Source organism: Candidatus Nealsonbacteria bacterium, from assembly GCA_026016225.1.
Lineage (GTDB): Bacteria > Patescibacteriota > Minisyncoccia > Minisyncoccales > JANBVM01 > Nealson33H.
Genome location: CP061210.1, coordinates 145,920 through 157,874, shown reverse-complemented (window position 1 = coordinate 157,874; position 11,955 = coordinate 145,920). Strand labels below are relative to the sequence as shown.

Sequence of the window (11,955 nt, the reverse complement as noted above, 5' to 3'; positions counted from 1 at the left end):
AAAAAGGTTAATTCTAAAACAAATCTACGTCAAGTTTTTCTTTAATTACTTTTTTCATTCGATTAATATCGAGTTTCATTGCCTGAAATTCGTCTTCAATATCTTTTAGTCCTTTTAAGAATCTATCAAGGGTTGTTGTGAGTTTATCAATCTTTTTATTAATTCGAAGTTCTGTTTTCTTTAATCTTTCATCTACAGCCGAAAGAATAACAACAGTCTGTTGAGATAGCAACTTTTCTATTTCTTTCAAAGAGGTCGATTGTTTGCTTTTTTTCTTCGGCATAATTTATTCTCTTTATCTGTCTTATTTTAGCTTTTGAATAAAACCATTGTCAAGCGGATGATTTAAGGAAATATCTGTTTTCCCCTTTTTCAGGCAGATTTTAATTAAAGACTGATTAACCTTGACCTTTTTAAGATTTCAGTCTCAACCAACGCTTTTGGCCGGCCGTATTTTTGTTTTGAGATTTTTTTGATTAATTCAATAATTTTTAGATTTCCTTTTTTAGGAGGAAATGTTTGAATTCTAAAAGCTTCTGAGATATTATTTTTAATCATCATCTTTACCACTAAATTGAAATTGTCAAGATTAACCAAATCAAACCGAGAGAATTCTGGCTCAAATTGTTTTTCCAAAAATTCAGCATCGTCGGCTCCAATTCTGAAGGCTCCAATTGTTCCCACATTACCCAAAACAGCATTTCTGATTTCAGGAACAAGTTGAGGAATATATTGGTGAGCTAAAATCAAATTTAAGCGGTATTTTCTGGCTTCAGAAAGAATTGTGGCGATACTGTTGGTGGTGAAATTTTGAAACTCATCAATGTATAAATAAAAATCTTTTCTTTTTTCTTCTGGAACCTTGGCTCTTCTCATTGCTGCCATTTGCATTTTTGAAACCAAAATTAAGCCCAACAAAGAAGAATTTACTTCGCCTGTTAATCCTTTGGAAAGATTGGCTAAGAAAATCTTACCTTCCTCCATTATTTTTCCTGAATCAAAACCACAATGAGGTTGACCAATAATATTTCTCATCATTTCATTTCCAATAAAACGACCAATTTTGGAAACAACATATCCTAACATATCAGACCTGGTAGCACCTGTTGTTTGTTTCCACTCTTTTAGCCAGAAGCTTTTAACTATAGGGTCTGTAACACTTTTCAGTTTATGAGACATAAACTCTTCATCAGTAAACATTCTGGGGATTTCAACCAAAGTACCTGGGTCTTCTTTGTTTGCCATTATGGCTAACATAGCATTTCTCATATAATGCTCAAACATTGGACCTATAATCTCTGGCGGGAAAAGTTTATGGAAAATAGCTATCATTTCCTGGACGGCAAAATCTTTTTGGCTGGGGCTTTCATATTCAAGCATGTTTAAGCCTATAGGTCGGCTGATATCAAAAGGTTCGAATAAAACTACATCTTTTATTCTTTCTTTTGGGATATTAGCCAAGGTGTCCTCAATTAAATCGCCGTGGGGATCTATAACTGCTACTCCTTCGCCATTTTGAATATCCTGGCGGATCATTTCTCGCAATAAGCTGCTTTTTCCGGTTCCGGTTTGACCTATAATGTAAAAATGCCTTCTTCTGTCTTCTCTGGTAGCAAAAGAAACTCTTTTTTCTTCTCCCCGGAAAAGAACTTTGCCAATTAAATTTAATCCCTTTTCTGGAAGTTCAGCAGGAGGAGCTGCTACCCCGCTTTTGGCAGCTTTAATATAAGGAGTTTCAGTATAATAAGTGGGAAAATGGTAAATACTGGTTAGTTCTTCAATGTTTAAAATAACCCTTTGATTTGGGTTAAAGTTTCTAAAACTAAAATCATAAACAAGTTTTTTAAGGCGTTTTTTCTTCAATTCAACCATATAGAAACTATTGGAAACAAAAAGTGAAAATTGACTGAAAGCTCCTTGAAGATGGCTCAAGATTTCTTTTGCTCTTTCTAAAGTTGGAGCTGAAGTTAGCAATCTAATATTGGTTTCGAAAATTGGTTTTTGGATTTTAGTTTGAATAGATTGAATAGTGCTTTCATCAATCTTAGAGCCGGTCCTCCTGAATTCTTCCATTCTTCTTTCATCTGGCTTTTTGCCAGGTTGGGCTGAAAAAACCTTAAATAGCTCTATTAAAAAACTAAGAGCAGGAGACCTACATGCTTCAGAAATCGCATTTTTCACGGTTTTGCCTTCTCTGATTTTCGCTAAAGCTTTGTCGCCTATTTTTTTTAAATTCAATGGTGAGGGTTTAATAATTATTTGAACTGCTGCTCCTTCATCTGGGGCAATTTTACTTAAGGTATTGGTTATAGTAGCTAAAGGGTCTTTTTCTAAGTTTTTGTATGTATTAATTGGAAAAAGAAGAGGTTCTTTTAATTTTAAATAACAGCCTGCAGTAAAACCACCCGGTTCAAAAATAGTGTAATCTTGGGGAATTTTTTCTACCAAAGCTCGAGGATAAACCCCCTGGATATACTTTTCAAGAGCAGTTTCCAAAAATTTAGGTACAGCTACATAAAAAGAAATATCGGTTCCACCGATCTGAGAAGCAATCTCAAGGACTACCCTCGGAGAACCAAAAATAATTCTTTCAAAAAAGCCTGGCTTTTTTAGATAAAGAAAACTACTTAAAACCTGTTCCATCTGGCCAATTAAGGTTTTTTCTTCTTTTCCTGTCATTTCTTCTTTTTTTAATCTGTGCTTTGGCATACTCACTAAAAAAAGGGACATATCTAAGCTCCCTAAAACTTGTCCCTTTTCTTTTTTCTTTAAAAAGAGAAAAATCAGCACTCCCCCTATTACTGAAATCAAAATGAGAACTATCCAATATAAAATCTCCATAATTTATTGTTTTAAAAACCTTTTATAAAATGCATCTTTAGCCAAAATATCATGAAGGATGTCTAAGGTATAAGGGTCGTTCATATTTTCTGCTACTTTTACTGCAAAATATACTCCTTTCTCTTTAGCAATATTTAATAATCGATTAATTTTTCCTTCTTTTTCAAGCGTTTTAATCTGTTTTGCTTCCTCTTTTGCTTCTTCTTCCATATCAGGACTCAGCTTCATTTTTCTAAATTCCTCTTCATACTTTTCTTTAATTCTTCTTCTTTCTTCTTCGGTTAAAGGTTTTTCTTTTTCTATTTTTGTTTCTCTTTCTATATACAATTTTTCAGGTGTTTCTTTAACCTTTTCTGGTGGTAGTTCTTTTCTTTCTTTTTTGGGATTAATTTTCATATTTTTTTGAATTTCTTTATAACCTCCCTCTTATTACTATTTTATCAAAAATAACTTAAAAACAAAAATCCGAGAGAAACCCCTTAATTTCAAAATGCCTCAATCCGTATGAGGCATTTATTTTTATTTCAATGATTTGAGTTGACAAGCCCACAATGGCTATTGAGAAGACTTTAGAGGGCATATTGCTTTAATATAGCAGAATTTTCCAATTCCCAAAACAAAACCATTTGACAAAAATTGAAAGATGAGGTAAGATAAAAATGGTAAATTTATAATTAAATAAAATCAGAATTAAAAGGTGATGTAAAATGACAAAAAGAACTTTTACTATTGCGGTTGAAGAAACAATTGAGGGTAAAGAAGTTAATGTTGGAGATATTATATACCATAAAGAGTGTCAGGGTAAAATAGAAGTTAAAGAAATTACTGAAGCAGAAATTAAAGATTATAAGGGATACTACCACTACAACAGTAAATTTCTGCCATTATTCTGTGAAAGATGTAATAGCCATGTGTGGGTAGATTTAAAGGAAGGAAGTGCAGTATTGGATACGGTTATGAAAACTTCGTTTGATGGCAAAAGAAGGAAAATAACTAAGAAAGCTCTTTTTGTAGATACACTTAAAAGATATCCTACTCACTTAAGTCTTAAACAGAAAAGTATTAAAGTCACTGTAGTCCAAAGAAATATCAAAGATGAAAATGAGCCTGAAGTGAAGGAAAAACCTAAAGAAATGCATGAAAAGAAATCTAAAAAGAAGTCTGAGGAAAAAGCGGAAAGAAAAACAAAAAAAACAATTAGGGAGTTAAAAAAGAAACTAGTAAAAATTGAACAAGCTAAAAGAGAGGTAGAAGAGAAAGCTAAAAAAACAATTGAGAAATTAAGAGAGAAGCTCGCGAAGGTTGCACAAGTTAAGGAAAAGGCAAGTGAATTCTATTGTCCCTCTTGTGGAGTACAATTAACATCAATAGTCTCGTTTTGTCCTTTCTGTGGAATAAAAGTAGAAGAGAGAATCGAAGAAACAAAAGAAGTGACAGCCGAGAAATAATTATTGTCCTTTATTTTTTCAATCAAAGAGGTACAAGAAACACATCTTTTTTTATTCCAAAAACAAAAAGTCAAAGGTTTTAAACTTTGACAAAAGCTCAAAGATATTTTATTTGTAAAGCAGTAAATTAAAGAAGATGATATGTAATGGATTGGCGAGAAATAGTAAGAAAACGAGAAGAGAGGAAACAAAAAAAAGAGCGAGAGGAGAAAGAACAGCTTTATTAATATTATTTACATTTTAAACAATATCTTGCTTCAGGATATACTTCCAAACGATTATTAGGAATTTTTTTGCCGCATTTTTCACAAACTCCATACTTTTTCTTTTTAATCTTTTCTAAAGCTAAATTGATATTTTTAAGACGTATCTCCAAAACATATTCTAAAGATAAAAGTTTACTGTATTCTTCAACCTCATCAGCAGCAATTTCCATATTAGAACTGCTTCCTCCTCCATTCCACTTGGGGAAACGAGCATCCCAATCTCCTTCTACTTTCTTATCTCTTTTAGCGAAACTCTCAAGTTCTTTTTCAATTTGTAGTTTTTCTCTTTTTAATTTTTCTTTTATTTTCTTAAGTGCTTTTTGGTTCACAGGGGTTATTTTAATAATGTTTCTTTTAATTGAATAATTTTTGAAACAGCTATATCAATTTTTATTTCAGAGATTTCTTTGTTTATTACAGCTGTCAAGAAACTATCTAAAGCTTGATTAACCGGAGCCCCCCAACCAGAAAAAATAAGCATATCTACTCCGGCTTTGATTGGTTTGGTTACTATTTCTTTTATAGAGAACTTTTCCAACAAAGAGTTCTGTGCTAAATCGTCCGAAACTACTAAAGCTTCGGAATCTAAATTAGTTTTTAGATATTGAATTCCTTTTTGGGAAAACGTAAAGGGCAGAAGAGAATCAATATCTGTGTATACTGTATTTGAAACCATTATTAGTTCAGGTTTAGCCTCCATTGCTTTTTTGAATTGTGATATTTCTGGAGTCAAAACCGTTGCCAGTTTTACCTCCGGATTAAAAGGAATATTTACATATCCGGGGAAGTGTTTAATAGCTGTTAAAATTCCAGCTTCTTTCTGTCCTAAAATTAAAGATTTTGCTAACTCTCCGGATAATTGGGGTGATTTTTGAAAAGAACGATTAAACCAAAAATCCTCTTCTTTCATATAGTCTAAAAGTGGCGCTAAATTGACATTTACTCCCAATTCTTTAAGTTCTTCACCTCTTTTCAGCCCGATTTCATAAGAACTATACGTATCCTCAATTTCTGATTGAACAGTTTTTTCTTCTAAAAATGCGATTCGGGATATTGGTCCTCCCTCTTGGTCAACGGCAACAAAAAGTGAAAGACCAGTTTCTTTTTTAGAAAGGTCTTGGAGGTCTTTAATTAGACTTTTTAACTGTTGTTCGTTTTCAATATTTTTAGAAAGCAATAAGACTCCTCCCGGTTTGTATTTTTTGAAAAAATCTTCCAATTGCGGAGTTACTGTTTTTCCTTCAAAACCAACAATAAACAACTGACCAATTTTTTCTTGCAATTTAGAAGCTATTGAGACTCTTAGTTCTCTAACAGCTTTTTGCATGCTCTTAAATGAAGAAGATAAAATAAGGTAATTTTCAAATAAAGTATAACATACCCCTGAATCATTTTTAGAAATAGTCAGATATCGAATAGAAAATTTATCTTCTTTAAATATAAAAGTTTTGAAAGAAAAGGATATGGTTGAAATTTTATTGTTTGAGATAAATAGTCCTTCTTGGGTTATTTTTGTCTCCCAAATTTTTAGAGCCTCCGGCAAATTTTCCTCCTCTTTAATTTTAATTATAAAAACTTCTTTTCTGCCTTCTTCTTGGGGGTAGATTAGTAAGTTAAAGTCTTTTACATCTAATTTTTGTATCACCTCAGGGACCATCTCAATCTGAAAAGCTTGAGCAATATCTTCTAAATCTGCCAGCTGATTTTCTTTTTCATTTTTAATTACAATTTGAGTGAAGCTATTCTGGGGCAATTCTTCAATTATTAATTGTTCTATAATTGAAGGGATTTCTTCGTTTTCAGAGATTTCAAAAGTGAGAACTTTCTCAACCGAAAGCAAAGGAGAGGGAACAGAAATTTCAACTTCTTCCTCTTCTTCTTCAACTTCTTCTGTAACAGGTTCTTCCTCTTCCGTAACAGGTTCTTCTTTACGGGGAAAGATATCTTTAAAGATTGTTATTTCAGGAGCAAAAAACCAATAAATAAATCCCAGAATAAAAATAAAGATTAGAACAAAACCAATTCTAACCAAAACCTTTTTTAAAGAAGAAGCTTTTTTAGGAGGGGTGGGAATAAGTGTTCCTTGAGGTTGAGGTTCGTATTCTGGTTCCGGCTTTTTTACTTCTCCTTTAACTTCTTCTTCTTCCTTAACTTCTTCTTTTTCAACTTCTTCTTTCTTTATTTCTTTCCCAGACTCTAAAGTAGTAATTCTTTCTTTTTCTTTTTCAGCTTCAACCTCACGAAGTTTTTCAATATCTTTTTTCATTGTTCTTATTTCTTCTCTTTTTAAAAACTCTAACCTTTCCTCTTTTTCCCCGGGCATCTCTTCTTTTAACTTGTCTTTAAGAGACTGTAGTTCTTCTTTTTTATTTTCTTCTGGCATATGATTTTTTTCTTTCCCTATAGTGTTTTTTATTATTTAATGATAAATCTATTCTTCCTTGTTCGTCAATAGAGATTACTTTGACAGGAACAATATCTCCAATTTTAACAACATCTTCTACCCTTTTTACTCTGTGGGGAGCCAACCGAGAAATATGTAATAAACCTTCTTGCCCCGGTACAATTTCTATAAAAGCTCCAAAATTTAAAATCCTTTTCACCTTTCCCTGAAAAACTTCTCCCACCCTTACTTCTCTGGTAATATTCTTTATCCAGGCAAGTGCCTTTTTACCAGCCTCTTCTTTTTCAGCCGTAATAAAAACCCTACCAGTTTCTTCAATATCAATGGAGACCCCACATTCTTCAATTATTTCATTAATGATTTTTCCCCCGGGACCGATTACCTTTCTGATTTTTTCTGGATTAATTTGAATAATTAAAATTCTTGGAGCAAAAGGAGAGAGTTTTGGTCTTGGTTTTTCTAAAACTTTCGCCATATTCTCTAAAATTTCTAATCGGGTTATCCTTCCTTTTTCCAAAGACTTTTTAAAAATTTCTTCTGAAATTCCATCAATTTTAACATCCATTTGAATTACAGTTACACCTTTTTTTGTTCCTGCTATTTTGAAATCCATATTGCCATAGTGGTCTTCGGGACCCTGGATGTCGGTTAATAATTTGTAATTGCCTTTATTATCAGATATCAAACCTAAAGCAATTCCGGCTACAGGAGATTTTATTGGTACTCCCGCATCCATTAAAGCTAAAGAAGAGCTGGATATTGAAGCCATACTGGTTGAACCATTTGAAGATAAAATTTCAGAAACAATACGGGTTGTATAGGGGAATTGGTCGAAAGAAGGAATAACGGGTAAAATAGCTTTTTCTGCCAACATTCCATGACCGATTTCTCTTCTACCGGGTCCTCTTATTGGTCTTGTTTCTCCAACCGAATAGGGTGGGAAATTATAGTGATGCATAAAGCGTTTTTTTCCTACAATTTCCATTCCTTCTAATAATTGAACATCTCCGGGAGCACCTAAAGTTAAAATTGATAGAGATTTTGTTTGTCCTCGACAGAAAAGACCCGAGCCGTGAGTTCTTGGAATAATTCCTACTTCACAGTGAAGTTCTCTTATTTCATCTAATTTTCTCCCATCGGGCCTTTTTTCGTTATAGAGTATGTTTTTATGTATTATTTTCTCTATTTCTTTTTCAAAAAATTTCCCGGCATAGCTTATTTTCTCAGGATAATTTTCTTGGCAAAAAACACTTAACTCCTCTTTTAATTGAGCCATACCGTTTTTCCCCCCTTTCTTTTGGTAGACGGCGTTTTCCAATTTATCTTTTATAAAATCTTTTATGTCTTTTTCTAATTCCGGCTCTGTTTCAGGGATAGTTAGAGGAATTTTTTCTTTGCCGATTTTTTCAAAAATTTCTTTTTCAAAATTAATGAGCTTTTTTAAATATGGTTTTGAGAATTGATATGCCTTTAAGATTAATTTTTCATTTATCTCATCGAAGTTTCCCTCAATCATATTAATCAAAACATCCTCTTTTTCGATACAGGTAAAAACAATGTCAATTTTACTTTTTTCTCTTTCTTCATAGGTTGGATTTAAAATAAACTTATCTTCAATTTGTCCCACTCTCACGGTAGCTAAAGGTCCTTTCCAGGGTATATCTGAGATTCCAAGAGCTAAAGAAGACGCTAATAAACCTAAAATATCGGGTTCGTTTTGACCGTCCCAGGAAAGAACGGTTATTACTACCTGGACTTCCCTGTTTAGATTTTTGGGAAATAGCGGCCTAATAGACCTATCGATTAGTCTGGCATTACAAATGGCTTCGTCAGAGGGTCTTGTTTCTCTCTTTATATATCTCGGCCCTTTGATTTTACCTGCAGCATAGAATCTTTCCTCATAATTAACAGTTAAAGGGAAAAAACTGAGTTCTTCTTTTTCGTAATCAGACATCACGGCAGTAGCTAAGACTAACGTATCTCCATACTGAAGAAAAACAGAACCATTACTTTGTTCTGCCAGATTTTTAATATCAGCTACCAATTCTCTTTTACCAATTTCTAATTTGAATTTTTTGCTCACAATAAAATACTTAATTAATATTATTTTCTTAAGAGATATTTTTCTAAGTTCTTTTCAAGTTCAATAAACTCATCGGCCGACCTCTTTAACTTTAAAGAAGCTGATTTACTAAAAGCAATAACTTCTACTCTTTTGCCCTGGTTTTTCAAATATTCAATTAACTGTAAAAAATCGCCATCTCCCGATGCTAAAACAATTGTATCGACGCTTGGAGAGATTCTTATAGCATCAACGGCAATTCCTACATCCCAGTCAGCTTTTTTCATACCGTCATAGAATTCTTGTAAATCTCTTACCCGGATTTCAATTCCTATTTTTTTTAGCGCTCCGAAAAACGCTTTTTCTTCACCGGTTTTTGTTTTAACCACATAGGCAAATGCTCTAATTAGAACTCTTTGACTAACCGCTAACTTCAAAACCTCTCCAAAATTCACCCTTGCTCCATACAAATTCTTAGCAGAGTGATAGAGGTTTTGGACATCAATTAAAACTGCTACTCTTTGTCCTAAGTGTTTTATTTCCATATCATTTTTTAAGACCAATTTTTTTGATAATGGCATTGTATCTTTTTGAGTTTTTTTCTTGTAAATATTTTAAAAAATTTCTTCTTTTCGATACCATTTTTAACAATCCTCTCTTTGAGTGGAGGTCTTTGGGATGTTTTTTTAAATGTAACAAAACACTTCTGATTTCTTCTGTTAATAAAGATATTTGAACCTCGGGAGAGCCAGTATCAGAAGTATGTATTTTATATTTTTTGATGATTGCTTCTTTCTCTTTTTGACTTAACATAGTTTTTGTAAAAGCAGATATCTTTCTTGCATCTATTAATTTATTTTCATTTTGTGTGCCCTCGGCAGGAATCGAACCTGCACTCTTGACCTTAGAAGGGTCCTGCTTTTTCCAATTAAGCTACGAGGGCATACTTTCACCTGTATTACGTTTACCGCCCTCTGCCCAATATAACATTAAACCAGCCAAAAATAAAGTGTAAAGAAAACAAAGATAATTTATAAAGGCAATTAGCTGTTTTTCCTTTCATTGACGCAAGAAGAACAAAGTGATAAAATTCGGAATTGAATTAGAATTTTTATCGGGGCATGGTGTAATGGTAGCACGAGGCCTTTGGGAGGCTTTAATCCCAGTTCAAATCTGGGTGCCCCGATTAAGTTTTGCTTTGCAAAACTATTCACCTTCGCTGAATTTGCGGGCGTCGTATAACGGCTATTATCTGGCCCTTCCAAGGCCATGATGAGGGTTCGATTCCCTTCGCCCGCTTTTTAAAAAAAGAACAGCTTATTAGAGCTGTTCTTTTAATTAGAGAGCAATTAAATTACTTTGCGTATTCTATTACTCTTTTTTCTCTGATAACAGTTACTTTGATTTCTCCAGGATACCTTAACTCTTCTTGAATTCTTTTAGCGATTTTTCTAGCTATTTTTTTCGCCTCAAAATCGTCAACTTCTTCAGGATTTACAAAAATTCTAATTTCTTTTCCAGCCTGTAAAGCCCAAGCCCTTTTTACTCCGGGAAAGGAAGTGGCAATTTCTTCTAAAGAAGATAACCTTTTTAAGTAATTTTCTAAAGTATCTTTTCTTGCTCCCGGTCTTGAGCCTGAGATTTGATCAGCAACCTGGACAATAATCGACTCAATAGTTTCATATGGATATTCTTCATGATGAGACTTCATAGCATTAATTACCTCTTTTTCCACACCAAACTTTTCTAAGATTTTTATTCCAATATCAACATGAGATCCTTCAATCTGATGGTCAACTGCTTTTCCAATATCGTGAAACAAACCAGCTTTTTTGCAAATTAAAGGATTAGCCCCAATCTCTTCAGCTAAAAATGAAGCTAAATAAGCTACTTCAATTGAGTGAAGCAAAACATTTTGACCATAACTTGTTCTGAATTTCAATCTCCCCAATAATTGAACTAATTTTGGGTTTAAACCAATAAGGCCTAATTCATAAACTGCCGTTTCCCCTGCTTTTTTAATTTGAGTATTTATTTCTTTAGTTGCCTCTTGTACTTTTTCTTCAATTCTAACAGGTTGAATTCTTCCGTCTAAAATCAATTTTTCTAAAGCAATCTTAGCTATCTGTCTCCTGATAGGGTCAAATCCTGAAATCACTACTGTTTCCGGGGTTTCATCAATAATAATTTCTACCCCGGTTAATCTCTCCAATGTCCTGATATTTCTTCCTTCCTTACCGATTATTCTCCCCTTTATATCTTCATTTGGCAGAGAGACAGTGGTGGTAGTAATCTCTTGGGCTTGAGAAAGAGCATATTTTTGAATGGCTGTTGTCAGGATTTCCTTAGCTTTTTTTTCAAATTTTTCGTATCCCTCAGATTCTATTTTTTTTATTCTCTCTAAAATATCCATCTTATATTCTGCTTCCAAATTTTTAAATAGCTCTGCTTTTGCTTCTTTTTGACTTAATCTTGAAGTTCTTTCTAAATCTTTAAGGGTTTTATTTTTTAACTCTTCCAATGCCGATTTAATTTCTTTCAATTTTTCAACTTTTTCTTGAAATTCTTTTTGTTTCAATTCAAAATTAGCTATCTTTTTATCTAAGATATTTTCTCTTCTTGAGAGTAGTTGTTCGGTTTTAAAAAGCCTTCTTCTTCTAACTTCCCTTTCTCTTTTTGTTTCTTCTAAAACTAAAGAGGCTTTTTCTTTTGCCTTAGATAAAATTCCTTCAGCATCTTTTACTGTTTTTTGAATTCTCTTTTGGAGTTTTGCTTCGATTGTTTTCCAGTCCCTTTTGGCAATTGATTGACGAGAATAATAACCTAAGATTATTCCTAAGGAAAGGGAAAATATTCCCACGATTAATGGAGTTAACTGATTCATAATTTAAAAGGGTTAAAGAGTTAGTCATAATTTTTCGGTTATAAAAAATT

At 32.9% G+C, this 11,955-nt stretch carries 10 protein-coding genes and 3 tRNA genes; 3 read left to right on the top strand and 10 right to left on the bottom strand.

Going from position 1 to position 11,955, the window contains the following annotated elements; genetic code table 11:
- Nucleotides 1-13 precede the first annotated feature (13 nt).
- From IB617_00880 to IB617_00870, 3 genes are all read right to left on the bottom strand, one after another.
- Nucleotides 14-283, bottom strand: a complete 270-nt coding sequence (locus IB617_00880) for a hypothetical protein (GenBank protein ID UZE93370.1) — start codon at nt 281-283, stop codon at nt 14-16.
- A 104-nt stretch (nt 284-387) separates the two neighbouring features.
- Nucleotides 388-2,841 carry a type IV secretion system DNA-binding domain-containing protein gene (locus IB617_00875; GenBank protein ID UZE93369.1) on the bottom strand — a complete coding sequence of 818 codons (2,454 nt, stop codon included), beginning with the start codon at nt 2,839-2,841 and terminating at the stop codon, nt 388-390.
- Between the two features lie 3 nt (nt 2,842-2,844).
- Nucleotides 2,845-3,237, bottom strand: a complete 393-nt coding sequence (locus IB617_00870) for a hypothetical protein (GenBank protein ID UZE93368.1) — start codon at nt 3,235-3,237, stop codon at nt 2,845-2,847.
- 311 nt (nt 3,238-3,548) lie between these two features.
- On the opposite strand from IB617_00870, the gene IB617_00865 reads away from it, so the two are divergent.
- On the top strand, nt 3,549-4,289 hold the full coding sequence (locus IB617_00865) for a hypothetical protein (protein ID UZE93367.1): 741 nt from the start codon (nt 3,549-3,551) through the stop codon (nt 4,287-4,289).
- A 229-nt stretch (nt 4,290-4,518) separates the two neighbouring features.
- Here IB617_00865 and IB617_00860 read toward each other — a convergent pair whose 3' ends face one another.
- The 6 genes from IB617_00860 to IB617_00835 form a co-directional block, all read right to left on the bottom strand.
- On the bottom strand, nt 4,519-4,884 hold the full coding sequence (locus IB617_00860) for a TraR/DksA family transcriptional regulator (GenBank protein UZE93366.1): 366 nt from the start codon (nt 4,882-4,884) through the stop codon (nt 4,519-4,521).
- 5 nt (nt 4,885-4,889) lie between these two features.
- Nucleotides 4,890-6,938 (bottom strand): hypothetical protein, encoded by a 2,049-nt coding sequence (locus tag IB617_00855; GenBank protein UZE93365.1) that lies wholly within the window; start codon nt 6,936-6,938, stop codon nt 4,890-4,892.
- The gene (locus tag IB617_00850; protein UZE93531.1) at nt 6,922-9,045 is read right to left on the bottom strand and encodes a polyribonucleotide nucleotidyltransferase; all 2,124 of its coding nucleotides are present in this window, start codon (nt 9,043-9,045) and stop codon (nt 6,922-6,924) included. Before IB617_00850 ends, IB617_00855 begins: the two co-directional genes overlap by 17 nt.
- Nucleotides 9,046-9,062: 17 nt before the next feature.
- Nucleotides 9,063-9,566 (bottom strand): NYN domain-containing protein, encoded by a 504-nt coding sequence (locus IB617_00845; GenBank protein UZE93530.1) that lies wholly within the window; start codon nt 9,564-9,566, stop codon nt 9,063-9,065.
- Nucleotide 9,567: 1 nt separating this feature from the next.
- Entirely contained in the window at nt 9,568-9,834 is a 267-nt protein-coding gene (gene rpsO / locus IB617_00840; GenBank protein UZE93364.1) for a 30S ribosomal protein S15, read from the bottom strand.
- Between the two features lie 56 nt (nt 9,835-9,890).
- Nucleotides 9,891-9,964 (bottom strand) — tRNA-Arg (locus IB617_00835).
- Nucleotides 9,965-10,136: 172 nt separating this feature from the next.
- Between IB617_00835 and IB617_00830 the strand changes: the two genes are divergently transcribed.
- A tRNA-Pro gene (locus tag IB617_00830) sits at nt 10,137-10,207 on the top strand.
- 41 nt (nt 10,208-10,248) lie between these two features.
- Nucleotides 10,249-10,320: transfer RNA gene (locus IB617_00825), tRNA-Gly, on the top strand.
- 55 nt (nt 10,321-10,375) lie between these two features.
- Here IB617_00825 and rny read toward each other — a convergent pair.
- Entirely contained in the window at nt 10,376-11,905 is a 1,530-nt protein-coding gene (gene rny, locus IB617_00820) for a ribonuclease Y (GenBank protein ID UZE93363.1), read from the bottom strand.
- Nucleotides 11,906-11,955 lie beyond the last annotated feature (50 nt).